The organism is Aminobacter sp. Piv2-1 (genome assembly GCF_037625995.1).
In the GTDB taxonomy this organism is placed as follows: domain Bacteria; phylum Pseudomonadota; class Alphaproteobacteria; order Rhizobiales; family Rhizobiaceae; genus Aminobacter.
Map to the genome: position 1 here is coordinate 186,826 of NZ_JARKMU010000007.1, position 14,509 is coordinate 201,334.

At 66.9% G+C, this 14,509-nt stretch carries 13 protein-coding genes; 7 read left to right on the forward strand and 6 right to left on the reverse strand.

Annotation, left to right across the window (positions count from 1 at the left end):
• Positions 1 to 3 precede the first annotated feature (3 nt).
• Positions 4 to 1,626 carry an FAD-binding oxidoreductase gene (locus AmiPiv_RS14920; RefSeq protein ID WP_340038267.1) on the reverse strand — a complete coding sequence of 541 codons (1,623 nt, stop codon included), beginning with the start codon at positions 1,624 to 1,626 and terminating at the stop codon, positions 4 to 6.
• Positions 1,627 to 1,950: 324 nt separating this feature from the next.
• Positions 1,951 to 2,193 (reverse strand): DUF1344 domain-containing protein, encoded by a 243-nt coding sequence (locus AmiPiv_RS14925; RefSeq protein ID WP_340038268.1) that lies wholly within the window; start codon positions 2,191 to 2,193, stop codon positions 1,951 to 1,953.
• Positions 2,194 to 2,657: 464 nt separating this feature from the next.
• Between AmiPiv_RS14925 and AmiPiv_RS14930 the strand changes: the two genes are divergently transcribed.
• Complete coding sequence (locus tag AmiPiv_RS14930; protein ID WP_340038269.1) at positions 2,658 to 2,915, forward strand: SemiSWEET family sugar transporter; 258 nt, start codon at positions 2,658 to 2,660, stop codon at positions 2,913 to 2,915.
• A 17-nt stretch (positions 2,916 to 2,932) separates the two neighbouring features.
• Here AmiPiv_RS14930 and AmiPiv_RS14935 read toward each other — a convergent pair whose 3' ends face one another.
• The 3 genes from AmiPiv_RS14935 to AmiPiv_RS14945 all read right to left on the reverse strand — a co-directional run bounded on the left by AmiPiv_RS14935 (position 2,933) and on the right by AmiPiv_RS14945 (position 6,321).
• A complete protein-coding gene (locus tag AmiPiv_RS14935) occupies positions 2,933 to 3,886 on the reverse strand; it encodes a hypothetical protein (RefSeq protein WP_340038270.1) in 954 nt (317 codons plus the stop codon).
• A gap of 185 nt (positions 3,887 to 4,071) precedes the next feature.
• A complete protein-coding gene (locus AmiPiv_RS14940; RefSeq protein ID WP_340038373.1) occupies positions 4,072 to 5,109 on the reverse strand; it encodes a CapA family protein in 1,038 nt (345 codons plus the stop codon).
• Between the two features lie 114 nt (positions 5,110 to 5,223).
• The gene (locus AmiPiv_RS14945; protein WP_340038271.1) at positions 5,224 to 6,321 is read right to left on the reverse strand and encodes a glycosyltransferase family 4 protein; all 1,098 of its coding nucleotides are present in this window, start codon (positions 6,319 to 6,321) and stop codon (positions 5,224 to 5,226) included.
• A 356-nt stretch (positions 6,322 to 6,677) separates the two neighbouring features.
• On the opposite strand from AmiPiv_RS14945, the gene uvrB reads away from it, so the two are divergent.
• The 5 genes from uvrB to AmiPiv_RS14970 all read left to right on the forward strand — a co-directional run bounded on the left by uvrB (position 6,678) and on the right by AmiPiv_RS14970 (position 12,634).
• Complete coding sequence (gene uvrB / locus AmiPiv_RS14950; protein ID WP_340038272.1) at positions 6,678 to 9,887, forward strand: excinuclease ABC subunit UvrB; 3,210 nt, start codon at positions 6,678 to 6,680, stop codon at positions 9,885 to 9,887.
• Between the two features lie 341 nt (positions 9,888 to 10,228).
• On the forward strand, positions 10,229 to 10,657 hold the full coding sequence (locus AmiPiv_RS14955; protein WP_340038273.1) for a VOC family protein: 429 nt from the start codon (positions 10,229 to 10,231) through the stop codon (positions 10,655 to 10,657).
• Between the two features lie 197 nt (positions 10,658 to 10,854).
• Positions 10,855 to 11,286 (forward strand): hypothetical protein, encoded by a 432-nt coding sequence (locus AmiPiv_RS14960; protein ID WP_340038274.1) that lies wholly within the window; start codon positions 10,855 to 10,857, stop codon positions 11,284 to 11,286.
• Complete coding sequence (dapA, locus tag AmiPiv_RS14965; protein ID WP_340038275.1) at positions 11,276 to 12,235, forward strand: 4-hydroxy-tetrahydrodipicolinate synthase; 960 nt, start codon at positions 11,276 to 11,278, stop codon at positions 12,233 to 12,235. The genes AmiPiv_RS14960 and dapA overlap by 11 nt, the downstream gene beginning before the upstream one ends.
• Before the next feature lie 102 nt (positions 12,236 to 12,337).
• Positions 12,338 to 12,634: a hypothetical protein gene (locus tag AmiPiv_RS14970; RefSeq protein ID WP_340038276.1), complete on the forward strand. Its 297-nt coding sequence runs from the start codon at positions 12,338 to 12,340 to the stop codon at positions 12,632 to 12,634.
• Positions 12,635 to 12,640: 6 nt separating this feature from the next.
• Here the strand turns inward: AmiPiv_RS14970 and AmiPiv_RS14975 are convergent, their stop codons facing one another.
• Positions 12,641 to 13,111 carry an Lrp/AsnC family transcriptional regulator gene (locus tag AmiPiv_RS14975; protein ID WP_340038277.1) on the reverse strand — a complete coding sequence of 157 codons (471 nt, stop codon included), beginning with the start codon at positions 13,109 to 13,111 and terminating at the stop codon, positions 12,641 to 12,643.
• Positions 13,112 to 13,207: 96 nt separating this feature from the next.
• Between AmiPiv_RS14975 and AmiPiv_RS14980 the strand changes: the two genes are divergently transcribed.
• Complete coding sequence (locus AmiPiv_RS14980; RefSeq protein WP_340038278.1) at positions 13,208 to 14,419, forward strand: diaminopropionate ammonia-lyase; 1,212 nt, start codon at positions 13,208 to 13,210, stop codon at positions 14,417 to 14,419.
• The last annotated feature ends 90 nt before the right edge of the window (positions 14,420 to 14,509 follow it).

Here is a 14,509-nt window from a genome sequence, read left to right on the forward strand (position 1 = left end):
GCCTCAGTCGACGGCGGCCATCGCCTTGATGGCGCGATAGAAGGTCGAGGTGAACAGCTCGTCCGGATCGTAGCTGCGCTTGCGGGCGAGGAAATCCGGCAGTTCCGGATAGGACGCCAGCAGCTGCCGGCCGGTGTAGTGCAGCTGATAGGGCAGGAAGAAGCGGCCGCGGTGGCGCAGCGTCAGGTCGATCAGCGCCCGGGTCAGGCCGCGCATCGCCTGGTTGCCGGCCTCGTCGGCGCTCTGGTTGACGTAGAGCACCAGCGCGAAGGCCGGCTCCGTCGCATAGGGAAGTGCCACGTCCTCGCCGTGCACCACGCGTACCGAGGCGTTGAGCAGGGCGAGCGGCTGGGCAGCCAGTATCCTGCGCGCCGCGGCCAGGAACAGGTTGAACTCGCCGCGCGGCACGAAATACTCATGCAGGATGTCGGTCTCGTCCTGGAGGTCGTTGAACAGGTACGGCACCGAATCGTGCATCGGGTTGTTGCGCGTCACCAGGCACGCCTCGCCCTCGCTCATCGCCGCCGTGCGCGCCACCGTGCAGGTCTCGGACCGCGGCTCGAGATATTTCTCGGCCAGCCATTTCGCCCATTGGAAGAAGCCGCCCTGCTTGGCGAGGTTCATCACCAGCCGCTTGGTCCCCACGCCCTCCGGCTCGTCCAGCGCCGCCTGCCCCGCCGGCGCGGCGTCCGCCGCCTTGTCGTAGCGGTAGACGATCATGTCCTCGAGGAAGTTCAGCGGCGACGTCGACAGGTGGCCGTAGAACAGCCCCAGCCCCTTGTCCGGCTCCATCTGCCGCTCGAACACGCGTGGGAAGCGCTCGGCGCGGATGATCTCGCGCGAAGTCCGGTAGACGGCGTTGTCGACGATCTCGATCACCGCCGACACCACCACGCCGAACAGACCGTAGCCGCCCACCACATGGCGGAACAGGTCCTCGTTCATGGCGCGCGAGGCGGTCACCACCTCGCCGTTCGCCAGCATCACCCTCAGCGAGCGGATCGAACCGGCCACCGAGCCGGCCTGGTGGTCCATGCCGTGGGCATTGACGGAGATCGAGCCGCCGACGGTGAAGATGTCGGTCGACTGCATCGCCTTCACCGCAAAGCGCGGATGCAGCAGGTTCTGGATGTCGTGCCAGGTGGCGCCCGGCTCGACCGTGATCGTCTTCAATATCTCGTTGACGCTCACCTTGTTGAACTTGCGCATGTCGAGCACGAGCGCGTTGTCGTCGAAGGCGTGGCCGCCCATCGAGTGCCGCACGCCGGCCATCGACACCTTGAGGCCGTTGTCGCGCGCGAATGCCAGCGCATTGGCGACGTCGGCCTCGCTCGCCACCTCGACCACGCCGTAGACCGGCGTCGCCGACAGCGCGCTGGCGTCGTTGATCTCGCCGCCCTTGGCGAGCCATTTCAATGCCGGGTCGAAGGCGGGCGCGGCGTCGAGCGGTTTCGTCGCCAGCGCCATGCCGTCGACATCGGCGATGCGCCCCAGGCTCTTCGGACCCGTGGGAGCGCGGGCGAGCCGCGCCAGCGCGTTACCTGTCCAGTAGACCGCCCCGCCCATGGCCACAGCCCCGAGCAGCAGCCGTCGCGAAATCCCCCGCCGCCTGCGATGGATCGCCATCATTCTCCTCCGCACCACCTGTCAGCATAGACCGTGATTCGACAAAAATCCAAAAGAGGAGGAGAGCAACTTCGGCGTGCATAAAGTCGATTATGTCATCGTCAGTAGAAAAAACGGCCGCCTCCAAGGAGACGGCCGAGTTGTACAGGTGCGTTGATCTTGGAAGGTGTCGCGCAGTCCGCTCCGCGCGGCGCATGGCAGGGCCGGCGGAGCAGGCATGCGTCTAGTGCAATTCCAGGAAAAGTGCGGAGCGGTTGTCCGTCCGGAATTGCGCAAAGATGGAGCGTTTCCGCGATGCGAAGAAAAGCGGAAACGCTCTGGTCCTTAGGACGCCTTGTCGATCGCCGTCACGGCGCCGGTGGTGTCGTCCACGGTCACCTTCACCTTGGCGCCGGCCGCGAGGCCTTCCACGGAAATGCTCTCGGGCACGACATAGGTCTTGCCGTCTTCCAGCGTGATCGAGCGCGTCGCCGGATCAACCGACTGGACCGTACCCTCGACCTCGGCGGCATAGGCCGCACCCATGATGGCAAGCGAGGCGACGGTCGTTGCAAGGAACTTCTTCATGTCATCTTACTCCCGTTCTGTCTTTGCCCTCGCGGACCTGGCGTTTGGCGCCATATCCGCCGGACGAGATGGAAACTGGCCGTCGACGCCCAGCAACGCAAATCACGTTGAGTGAAATTATCGAACATTATCATAGGCTTATTTCTGCCGCATTTGAACGCAGCCAAGCCTGGACGGGGCGCTTCGAAGGTCGCTCGGACGCCGCCAGTCCGTGTCGCGCAACGGCTCGGACCCGTCATATGCCCGTCACCTCGGGGCCATCGCGGCGCCCGAATTGCTTTCGGGCGATCACGAACGGGCCGGAAAAACTTGCCGCGGCAAGTCCTGGCGCAAGATCATCCGCTCCGGCCCGCGGCGATCTGCTACATCCAAATACTTGGTCCAGGCCATCACCTCGGCTTCACAGACAACCCCGATTCTGGCATAGGTCCCACCGCACGCTGCATGCGCCCGGAACCCCTGCCTTGAACCCGTTGTTCGAAATCGTCGGCGCCCTTGCCGCCATCCTCACCACGCTTGCGTGGCTGCCGCAGATCCTCAAGATCCTGCGGGAGCGCAAGACCAGCGACATCTCGCTCGGCACCAATGCCGCGCTCGCCACCGGCATCTCGCTGTGGATCGTCTACGGCGTCGCCATCGGCTCGCTGCCGGTGATCCTGTCCAACTCGATCACGCTGGTGTTCATCCTCGCCATCGTCGGCCTCAAGCTGCGCTACGGCTGAAGCCGGGCCGCAGCGCCTCAGCTGCCGATCTTGCGCACCAGCGAGGCCGTCGCCAGCATCGTCGCCATGTCTGCAATCATCGGCTCGATATGCGCCTTGTAGTCCAATGGCACATTCGAAGCCGGTAGCTCGAAGAAGTTCCTCTTGTCCGGCAGCAGGAGGAAACCGTCCTTGCCCTTGAGCGCGATACGCGCCGGTTCGCCCGGCCAAGCCTCCCTGAGCCAGTTCAACGCCTGCGCCATCTGGCCTGACACCACGGGCTGCGCTGCCTCGACATTGCCGGTTCGGAATTCATAGGCCATGTCCAGTTCTTGCACACCCGACCTGACCTCCATCAGTCCGCCGCCGAAGATCTCGCTGAAAAAGCTCAAGACCGCATTGGTACGGACCGTCGCAATCAAAATGCCGGGAAAGGGCTTCTCCAGTCCGAATGCCACGATCACGCCTTGGAAAGTGGTCGAATCGAACTTTTCGGTCCGCTGTATCAGCAGGGTTTCGTAGAGCTCGAAGTAGAAATCGTCGAATATGCCTGAAATGGAGTCGTCGATTTCCATCACATTGTACTCGCCGACCGTTGCTTTCGGCAGCACCGCAAAGGACGGCGGCATCACTGCCTTCTCATGGCGAAAATTCTTGATGAATCCGAAGGCGATCGGCAGCAGCCTGTTGCGAAACGAGGCGTTGGCGGCGTCAGCAGGCTTCATCGCACGGTAGTAGACGACGAAGGCAGCGATAAAGGCTACCACGTAGAGATAGACATGCAGCGTCGACAGCCATTGCTCGTTGACATCCGAAATCAGGTTGAGCACCAGCGCCAAAACAACAACGGCGGCGATCAGTCCACCAAGACTGAGCGGCAACCGCCACATCGTGGCACGCCTGATCGAGGTGCGCTCGGCTTCATAGGCCGCCAAATCTTTCCTGATACCCGCGATGACCGCCTCGTCGGGCATGAAACCGGCTGCGCTCATTCACCCCTCCCCAATGCCGGTGCGCCCCGGCAGGCGCCGATGATAGCGGTTTTTCGGCAAATGTCGCGGCGCTGCCCCGCCGCATCCGCATCGCCGGTCGCCGGTCGCCGCGAACCTGCCATAGCGAATCGTTCGGAAACAAGGGGATGGCCGCAAGACCGGAATCGAAATGAGAAGCAGCGCGCTCAGCCGAACAGGCCGGCCCATCGCGCCCGCGCCTTGGCGCCGAGGCGCCCCTCGACCGCCTCGAGCGGCACCAGGCGCTCGCGGTCGCCGTCCCGCTCGCGAAACAGCGGCACCATGCTCCAGCCGGCGACCTGCCCGCGCGTCCCGGCATCGGCGCTCACCTCGACCGTCAGGATCGCCCCGATCCGTCCCGGCCAGGGCTGGCGGGCGAAGGCGGTGCCGAAGAAGTCGCCGAGCCCGTATGCCACCAGCGCGCCCCCGATCCGCTCCATGGGCTGGACCACATGGGCATGGTGCCCGGCCACCAGGCCGACGCCGAGATCCGCCAGCCGCCGTGCCTCGGCGCGCGTCGCCGCGCGCGGGAAGTGGCGGAACTCCCAGTCCCAGTGCGGCACCGCGCAGACGAGGTCGACGCCCTCCGCGCCTTCGATGCCGCCGCGGTTGGCGGCGAAGAACGCGTCGGCCATGACTGCGCGGCCGCCAAAAGCGGCGGCATCGGCGTTGCGCCATTGCGTGTAGGCCGCAAGGCCGATCCGCAGCGGCCCGGCCGCCACCGCAAGCAGCCCGGCCGCCGTCCCGATCGTCGCAATGCCGAGCCTGGCCAAGGCCGCGCGGGTCTCGTCGTAGCCTTCGATCCCCTGGTCGAGCACGTGGTTGTTGGCCAAAGACAGGACCAGCCGGGCGGGCGCGATGCCTGTCGCCGCAAGCGCGTCGGCCAGGAACTCGGCCGTCATCGCATGGCGGGTGCCGAGCCGCGTGCCGAGCCTGGCGCTCGGTTTGCCGACCACGGGGCTCTCGCAATTGCCGATCACCAGGTCGGCCGAGGCCAAAAGCGCGGTGAGCTGCGCGTCGCAGGCCGGCGCGCGCCGGTTGGCCACCGCCGAAATGTCGCCGACGAAGGCCAGCCGAACGCATCTTGCCGGCCTCGGCAGCAACGCGCCTTCGCCCGGCAGGTACCCGGAGGCATCGCCGGCCGCCGACGGCTTCAGGAAGCGCGCCGGCCACGAGATCTTGTAGGAGAGCGGATAGTTCGACACGCAGCGCCCGGCAATTCGATCGGGCACCTCATGTCCTGGACGGACTGGCGGGTCCCGCAAAATCGCACAGTAGCAGCAATTCATTGCCGCAAGCTGGCCCCGACCGGCCCGCGGTCATTTTTGCGCAGGTTTCTGCCGCGCGCGTGCGGCCGCCAGCCGGTAGACCTGCTCGATCCGCGACACGATCGCCGGCGGCTCCAGCCGGGCCACCGCCCGCCGCGCCGCCGCGCCGATGGCGCCGCGCAAGGTTGCATCGCCTGCCAGGGTGGCGGCCGTCCCGGCCATGGCGTCCACGTCGCCATGGCCGAACAGATGGCCGCTCTCACCGTCGACGATCAGTTCCGATGAGTAGCCGACATCCACCGTCAGCACCGGCAGCTCGGTAGCCATGGCCTCGAGCGTCGCGATCGGCCCCTCCTCCATGCGCGACGTGCACAGATACGCATCCATGGCGCCCATCATCGCGACCCCGTCGTTTCGCTCGCCCACCAGATGCACCCGGCCGGCCACCAGCGGATCGCGGAGCGCCGCGCCCCACAGGTCTTCCCGCGCCGTGTCCGCGAACAGGCCAATCAGGAGCAGCTCCGCGTCGATGCCGGCCGCCACGAGCCTTGCCAGCACCGTCACCATGTCGAGCTGGTTCTTGCGCGGACAGATGTCCCCGACCGAACCGATGACGAACGCCTCGGGCCTGAGCCCCAGGCTCGCGCGCGCGGCGGCCCGCAGGGGGTGGCTGACCGGCGCCACGCTGCGGATGTCGAACATGTGCGGCACCACATGCATGTGTTTGCGCCGCACCAGCAGGCGGGACAGGTAGTAGTCGGCCGTCTGCGCGCTCGGCGCGATGACTTCATGCGCGAAGGCCCAGGGCAATTGCGGCTGCCTGGTATGCGCGGTCATGACGATCGGCGTTCCGGCCGCGCATCGATACACCATGGCGTGCTTGTTGCCGCGGCTGCCATGCGCATGCACCACCTCATGGCCCCAGTCGCGGATGGCGTAGCCGACACGGCGGATCTCCGCCGGCGTGGTGGCGAGGTCCGACGCCAACATGTCGATGGGCCCCGTGAAGGCCTGGCGTTCGATCCAGGAGTTGCGCGAATGCACGAGCAGCACCTGGTGTCCGGCGTTGAGCTGCGCCTGGATCAGCGTCCGCGAACTCGTCGCGACGCCGTTCAGCGCGGCATGCGACACGAGGTGCGCGATCCTCACGCGGCCCTCGCGTCAGCCGGGAGATGGATGAGCGACGAACGCCGTGGAATCACGCGCCTGGCACCGGTTCGAGAATGACGCAGCCTAGGTAGCACTCATCAGACGCCACTAAAACAGGTATCGCCACAGCAGCACGCAGTGCACGGCCCGCCCGATCCAGTACTGTTACGCAGGCATAAAGGATAATGACATCAGGCCAGTAACCACAATCTTGGCGAACGCCAGCCTTCCCTGCCTGAGTTGAGCACCACTTCCTGACAACCTGTTGTCAGGAACCCGTCCGACGACTGGCACGGATGCCGGCTTTCCGGCGCCGCGCCCTTTCCATTTCGGCGAACTCCGCCCATATTCCGCCCATGGCCAAATCTCCCGACAAGATCTCGCCTTCGGCGACCCCTGGACGTGCAGCGAGCAAGCGCGGCGGCAACGGCGTGACCGCCTATCTCGACGCCTCCGAGCCCTTGCATCGCCCGGGCTTCGGCGAGGCGCCGCAGGCCGAATTCTCCGGCGCGCCATTGTCCGGCTCGATCTCCGACTGGGCCGAGGAGATCGCCCGCGAGGCCGAGCGCAGGGAAATCTCCCCCCTTGAGGGGGAGATGGTCGCGAAGCGACCAGAGGGGGTCGGCAAAGGCAGCGCGGGACGAAAAGCAACGTCGAGCACGGCCGCGACGACCCTACCCCGATCCGCTGCGCGGATCGACCCTCCCCTCAAGGGGGAGGGAAAGGCGCCGCGCAAGATCCCCGAAAAAAGCTCCGCCCCCACCCGCTCGGCGCGCGGCACCTCGATGGGCGGCGCCGCCTCGGCCAAGGAGCGCGCCGCCGCCGGCCTCAACCCGGTCGCCGGCCTCGACATCAGCCTCGAGGACGCGGCCTCGCTGTCCAATTCAGGCGTTACCGCAACCGTGGCGGCGCTGTCGGCCCTCATCGAGAGTGGCAACCCGCTGCACAAGAACGGCGAGATCTGGGTTCCCCACCGCCCGGCCCGGCCGGAAAAGTCGGAAGGCGGCATCCAGATCGTCATGCAGTCGGAGTTCGAGCCGGCCGGCGACCAGCCGACAGCCATCAAGGACCTCGTCGAGGGCGTGAACTCGACCGAGCGCACCCAGGTGCTGCTCGGCGTCACTGGTTCGGGCAAGACCTTCACCATGGCCAAGGTGATCGAAGAGACGCAGCGCCCGGCGCTGATCCTCGCGCCCAACAAGACGCTGGCGGCCCAGCTCTACAGCGAGTTCAAGAAATTCTTCCCCGACAACGCGGTCGAGTATTTCGTCTCCTACTACGACTACTACCAGCCGGAAGCCTACGTTCCGCGCACCGACACCTATATCGAGAAGGAATCGACCATCAACGAGCAGATCGACCGCATGCGCCACTCGGCGACGCGCTCGCTGCTCGAACGCGACGACGTCATCATCGTCGCCTCGGTCTCCTGCATCTACGGTATCGGCTCGGTCGAGACCTATACGGCGATGACCTTCCAGATGCAGGTCGGCGACCGGCTCGACCAGCGCCAGCTGCTCGCCGACCTGGTGGCCCAGCAGTACAAGCGCCAGGACATCAACTTCGTCCGTGGCTCGTTCCGCGTGCGCGGCGACACCATCGAGATCTTCCCGGCCCACTTGGAAGATTCGGCCTGGCGCATCTCGCTGTTCGGCGACGAGATCGAGCAGATCACCGAATTCGATCCCCTTACGGGACAAAAGACCGGCGACCTGAAGTCCGTCAAGATTTACGCCAACTCGCACTATGTGACGCCGCGCCCGACCTTGAATCAGGCCATCAAGTCGATCAAGGAAGAGCTGCAGCATCGCCTGCAAGAGCTTGAAAAGGCAGGCCGCCTGCTCGAGGCCCAGCGCCTGGAGCAGCGCACCCGCTTCGATCTCGAGATGCTGGAAGCCACCGGCTCCTGCGCCGGCATCGAGAACTATTCGCGCTATCTCACCGGCCGCCGCCCCGGCGATCCGCCGCCGACCCTGTTCGAATACATCCCCGACAATGCGCTGGTCTTCATCGACGAAAGCCACGTCACCGTGCCGCAGATCGGCGGCATGTATCGCGGCGACTTCAGGAGAAAAGCGACGCTGGCCGAATACGGCTTCCGCCTGCCGTCCTGCATGGACAACCGGCCGCTGCGCTTCGAGGAATGGGACGCCATGCGCCCGCTTTCGGTCGCGGTCTCGGCGACGCCCGGCAGTTGGGAAATGGAGGAGGCCGGCGGCGTCTTCGCCGAGCAGGTCATCCGCCCCACCGGCCTGATCGATCCGCCGGTCGAAGTGCGCCCGGCCAAGACCCAGGTCGACGATGTCGTCGGCGAGATCCGCGCCACGACGGCCGCCGGCTACCGCACCCTGGTCACGGTTCTGACCAAGCGCATGGCCGAGGACCTGACCGAATACCTGCACGAGAACGGCGTGCGCGTGCGCTACATGCACTCCGACATCGACACGCTGGAGCGCATCGAGATTCTGCGCGACCTGCGCCTCGGCGCCTTCGACGTGCTGGTCGGCATCAACCTGCTGCGCGAGGGCCTCGACATTCCCGAGTGCGGCTTCGTCGCCATCCTCGACGCCGACAAGGAAGGTTTTTTGCGCTCGGAGACCTCGCTGATCCAGACCATCGGCCGCGCGGCGCGTAACGTCGACGGCAAGGTCATCCTCTATGCCGACCAGGTCACCGGTTCGATGGAACGCGCGATGGCCGAGACCACGCGCCGCCGCGAAAAGCAGATGTTGTGGAACCAGGCCAACGGCATCACGCCGGAAAGCGTCAAGTCGCGCATCGCCGACATCCTCGAGTCCGTCTACGAGAAGGACCACGTCCGGGCCGACATCTCGCAGTTCACCGACGATGCCGGCGCCATGGTCGGCAACAACCTCAAGGCCCATCTCGACGCGCTCGACAAGCAGATGCGCAATGCCGCCGCCGATCTCGACTTCGAGAAGGCCGCCCGCATCCGCGACGAGATCAAGCGCCTGCGCGAGATGGAGCTCGCTATCTCCGACGATCCGCTGGCGCGCGAGGTCGAGGGCCAGAGCCCGGCCTCCGGCCGCGAGAAGGGCAAGCACAACAAGGGTGTCGCCAGGCATCGCACGGCCGAGGAGCAGGAGCGTTTCCGCAAGCTCGACGAGGCCCGCGCCGCCGAGGAAGCCGCCAAGGCCGCGCGGCCCAACCTGTTCCGCAAGCCGCATATCGACGACATGGGTCCGGGCACGGACATGGCGACGCCGGCGGGTGCGGTCTCGCGCTCGCTGTTCAAGAAGCAATCGGCCGCCGAGGCGCATGGTTCCGACTACGGGGTTCCCGACGACGGGCGAAGCCCGAGCGGCCGACCGGCCGCCGCGCCTGTTGGCGCGCCCCCGCACAGCGGCGACAGCGCGAGCGAAAAGAACCAATCGCTGTTCCGCAAGAACGACCTCGACGAGATGACGGTGCGCCGCACCGAAAAACCGGTGGAAGGCGTCAAGCCGATCAAGCGCGCCAAGATCGGCGCGGGGTCCTACGAAGACCCGGCCGAAGCCGCGCGTGCAAAAAGGAAGCCGGGCAAGTCAGGTCGTCCGGGAGAGTAGCGCCGCGACGATCCATGGGCTGGGTACCCCCACCCCTAACCCCTCCCCACAAGGGGGAGGGAGACTCTGGCGAGGCCGTTCCGGCGGTATACAGCGCAACCACGTGTTCACGACTGCGGGTGGCACGCAGCAAAGTCCCCCTCCCCCTTGTGGGGAGGGGTCAGGGGTGGGGGTAGCCATCGCGGTACCCCGCGCCTGACCAAAAATCTTCGCCGGCCATGTCGGCCTCGGCCGGCGTCGTTCGTCTTCAAGGCGAGGCATCGGCCCATGGCAGCCAGCGATGCCCGGAACATGCGCCGCACGTCGCGGCGATTGGCTTCATGCGAGGAATGGAGAAAGAAATGTCGGAAGCTCAGAAAGTCGAATATCCCTCCCCGAAGGTCCTTGGCGGCCTGATCGCCTATCTGCAGGTCGACGGCGCCTTCAAGGCGGCCGAATTCTACAAGCGCGCCTTCGGCGCCGAGCAGGTCTTCGCCTACCCGCCGGACGAGCAGGGCCGCTCGATGCACGTCCACCTCTACGTCAACGGCAGCTCGCTGATGCTGTGCGATGCCTATCCCGAGCATGGCCACCCGCACGAGAAGGCGCAGGGCTACACCATGCAGCTCATCCTCGGCGACGACATCGACGCCTGTTGGAAGCGCGCCGTCGAGGCCGGCTGCGAGGTGGTCGTGCCGCTCGACGTCATGTTCTGGGGCGACCGCTGGGGCCAGCTGCGCGACCCGTTCGGCGTCGCCTGGGCGATGAACGCGCCGGTCAAGCCGGCCTGATCCCCACCTCTCGAGAGAAGCTGCGCGTCCCTGAGGCGCGCAGCAGCACGCTCCGCTACTCCCCCCGTCGATAGCGGCGTCGCCGCCACGGATGCACCGCGGCCCGACGCGAGCGGCACGCGCAGCGCGGCCCGGACCGCCGGCCTTTATGCCTTCCCTATAAAACTCCTCGCCCGTCCGTCTCGAACCTTCATGCGGTGCTGACCTATCTCTGTCGCACCATGAAGCCAGACCCCACATTGGCCGACCGCGTCGCCGCCGTCAGGATCCTTCGAGAGCATCATGTCTGGGCAGCGGCCCGGAGCTTCGCTGCGGTCGACGACCGCTCCTCGCCAGCGCGACGGCGCTTCCGGTCGTTGATGGCGGCCGATGCGCTGCTCGACGCGGTGATGCTGCTTGCCCAAAGCGCCGAGCCCCCGCGTGCCATCGACACCCTCGCGCGGCACGATGGCCGCTGGCATTGCGCCATGCGCGCTGGCTTGTCGCGACGGTCGCACAAGGCCGATCATGCCGATCTCTCTGCGGCGGTGCTGATGGCCCTCCTGAAAACCTTCCCACGCTCGTCCCGGCGGCGGGCGAGCCGCACGTCCACCCTCCAGACCATCGGGAGTTCGCTCCATGACCACTGACCTGCTTCGCCAGCGCCTATACGGCGCCATGTCCGCGCTCGTCACCCCGTTCCGCGACGGCGACGTCAACCTCGCCTCGCTCGCCCGGCTCGCCGAATGGCAGATCGGCGAAGGCATCAATGGCCTTGTGCCCTGCGGCACGACAGGCGAGGCGCCGACCCTCTCCTGGCACGAACGCATCGCGGTCATCCGCACCTGCGTTGCCGTTTCGGCCGGGCGCGTGCCGGTCATCGCCGGTACCGGCAGCAACGGCACCGATGCCACGATCGCCTTCACCGCCGCCGCGCGCGATTTCGGCGCCGACGCCGCGCTCATCGTCACGCCCTACTACAACCGGCCGACCCAGGCCGGCATCGTCAGGCATTTCGAGGCCATCGCCGCCAAGGTCGACATCCCGATCGTCGTCTACAACGTGCCGGCGCGCACCGGCGTCGACCTCACACCGGCCATCATCGCGCGCCTCGCCGACATCCCCACCATCGTCGGCTTCAAGGATGCAACGGGCGACCTGCCCCGGCAGATGGCGCTGTCCCGGCAGTTCGGCAGCCGCTTCGTCTCCCTGTCGGGGCACGACGCAACCGCCTTCGGCTTCAATACCATGGGCGGCAGCGGCACTATCTCGGTCGTCGCCAACGTTGTCCCGCGCCTCTGCGTCGACATGCACGATGCCTGCCGCAGCGGCGACACGCACGCCGCTCGCGCCATCCAGCAGCGCCTGCGCCCGCTGATCGACGCGCTCGAACGCGAGACCAACCCGGTACCGGTGAAATTCGCGCTGCATGCAATGGGCAAGATCGCGCCCGATGTGCGCCTGCCGCTGGTCGAGGTCGAGCCGGACACGGCTGTAGCGATCGGCAACGCACTTTCCGGCTTTGCCCCACAGCCACGCATGTGTACCCCGCATCCGGCCCGCTCCGCAACCGCGTTGGTCAGGCGGCCGAATTCCTGATGACGTCGTCCTGCGCCCCTAGCCGGAATCCCCATGGCGCAGGCCTCACCTCCCAACCAGCTCCGCCGCGTTTCCGGGAGCAGCCACGAAAGGTTCAAGATCATGGGCAGTCTTGCTCGCGACATCCACCCGGCCCTTCACAGCCATCGCTTCATGGTCGGCCGCGACGCGGCGGGCCGCTGGCTGGTCAGCGACGAAAAGGCAATGGTCGGCGGCATCTTCGCCGACAGGGAATCGGCGGTGCGATTCGCGCTCGCCGAGAGCGACCATATCCCCGGCGCGGTGTTCTGCGCCCCAGCCGAGATCATCTTGAGCCTCGACCGGCTTTCGCTGCCGCTCGACAGCAATACCGACACCGTGGGCACTGTCGCGAAGGTTCGCACTGCCAGGCACGCCTGACCGGCTCTACCCCAGCGGCACGGTCAGCCCGACCTTCACCCGGTCCATGGCCACCAGCGTTCGGAAGCGCCTGATGTTGGGATTGGCGAAGAACAGCCGCCTGGTCAGCGCCTCATATTCGGCCATCGACGCAACCGTCACCACCAGCACGAAATCGGCCTCGCCGGTGACGTAGTAGCATTGCTGCACCTCGGGCGCCGCCGCGAAGCTCGCCTTGACCGCGTCGAGCAGGTCGACCCGTTCGCTCTCCACCGCAATCTCGACGATGATGGTGATCGGCCGCCCGGCCCTGTCGGGATCGACGACCGCGACGTTGGCGGCAATCACGCCGGTCTCCTCCATGCGCTTGATGCGCCGCTGCACCGCCGGCGCCGACAGGTTCACCGCCTCGCCGATCTCGCGCTGCGGCGTCGTGTTGTCCTGCTGCAGGATCGAAAGAATCTTCAGGTCGAACGCATCGAGTTCCGTCGCCAACATCGCCTCACGAAACAAACTTGCACAAATTCCACCGGAATAGAGCGCTTTTCTCACCCTCCTTGCAATATCAATGCGCTGCAACAGGAGGCCTCGACCATGCTCATCCGCAACCAGCACCCCGACCATCGCCAGCCGCCTATGCCGGAAGACGCCGAGACCCTCGGCGTCGAGGCCGCCGAGACGGTGGCGCGCTTCCTGTCGCACCGGCCGAACCACCGTGCCACGCCGCTGCGCGCCCTGCCCGCGCTCGCCGGCGAGCTCGGCATCGGCGCCATCCATCTCAAGGACGAGGGCTATCGCCTCGGCCTCGGCAGCTTCAAGGCGCTCGGCGGCGCCTATGCGGTCATCCGCCTGGTTCTCGAGGCCGCGGAAAGGGAACTCGGCCGGCCGGTCGCCGTTTCCGAGCTGCACAGCCCCGCGGTGGCCAAAATCTCGGCGGCGATGGCCTTCGGCTGCGCCACCGACGGCAACCATGGCCGCTCGGTCGCGCAGGGCGCACAGCTGGTCGGCGCCCGCTCGGTGATCTTCGTCCATGGCGGCGTCAGCGACGCCCGCGTCGAGGCCATCGCCCGCTACGGCGCCGAAATCGTGCGCGTCGCCGGCACCTATGACGATTCCGTCGCAGAATCCGCCCGCGTCTGCGAAGCGAATGGCTGGACCGTCGTCTCCGACACGTCGTGGCAGGGCTATGAGCGCATCCCCGGACTGGTCATGCAGGGCTACACCGCCATCATGCGCGAGGCGCTGGAGCGGCTGCCCGCGCCGCCGACCCATGTCTTCGTCCAGGCCGGCGTCGGCGGCATCGCCGCCGCCACCGCGGCCTATCTCGCCTGCCGCTTCGGCGATCAACGCCCGACCTTCGTCGTCGTCGACCCGGCCCGCGCCGCCTGCATCTTCGAGACCGCGCGCGCCGGCCGTCCGGTCAAGCTCCAGCACGGCGAGCCGACCGTCATGGCGATGCTCGAATGCTACGAGCCGTCACTGCTCGCCTGGCGCATCCTGTCGCGCACGGCCGACGCCTTCATGACCGTCGAGGACGAGGATGCGGTCGAGGTCATGAACCGGCTCGCCCGCCCGGTCGGACACGATCCGGTCGTCGTCGCCGGCGAGAGCGGCGCGGCCGGCATGGCCGGGCTGTTCCGTGCCGCGCGCGATCCGGAAATGCGCCAGGCCATCGGCCTCGACGCCGGCTCGCGCGTGCTCCTCATCGTCACCGAAGGCGCCACCGACCCGGACCGCTATCGCGAGCTGGTCGGCATCGGCCCGGCCGACCTCGCCGCCAACCTTGCCGCGGTCGCGGCGAAATAGGCTCGCCCGGGGAAATTCGCCGTCGAAGGCCGGCTCCCTCTCCGCCATGGTCATGCAGGCGCAGACGCCGCACCGAGAAGGCCGCCACAT

What these genes read in the sequence shown, in the direction of transcription:
- AmiPiv_RS14920 (WP_340038267.1), bottom strand. Translation starts at nt 1,626, where the DNA reads ATGGCGATCCATCGCAGGCGGCGGGGGATTTCGCGACGGCTGCTGCTC.
- AmiPiv_RS14925 (WP_340038268.1), bottom strand. Translation starts at nt 2,193, where the DNA reads ATGAAGAAGTTCCTTGCAACGACCGTCGCCTCGCTTGCCATCATGGGT.
- AmiPiv_RS14935 (WP_340038270.1), bottom strand. Translation starts at nt 3,886, where the DNA reads ATGAGCGCAGCCGGTTTCATGCCCGACGAGGCGGTCATCGCGGGTATC.
- uvrB (WP_340038272.1), top strand. Translation starts at nt 6,678, where the DNA reads ATGGCCAAATCTCCCGACAAGATCTCGCCTTCGGCGACCCCTGGACGT.
- AmiPiv_RS14955 (WP_340038273.1), top strand. Translation starts at nt 10,229, where the DNA reads ATGTCGGAAGCTCAGAAAGTCGAATATCCCTCCCCGAAGGTCCTTGGC.
- dapA (WP_340038275.1), top strand. Translation starts at nt 11,276, where the DNA reads ATGACCACTGACCTGCTTCGCCAGCGCCTATACGGCGCCATGTCCGCG.
- AmiPiv_RS14970 (WP_340038276.1), top strand. Translation starts at nt 12,338, where the DNA reads ATGGGCAGTCTTGCTCGCGACATCCACCCGGCCCTTCACAGCCATCGC.
- AmiPiv_RS14975 (WP_340038277.1), bottom strand. Translation starts at nt 13,111, where the DNA reads ATGTTGGCGACGGAACTCGATGCGTTCGACCTGAAGATTCTTTCGATC.
- AmiPiv_RS14980 (WP_340038278.1), top strand. Translation starts at nt 13,208, where the DNA reads ATGCTCATCCGCAACCAGCACCCCGACCATCGCCAGCCGCCTATGCCG.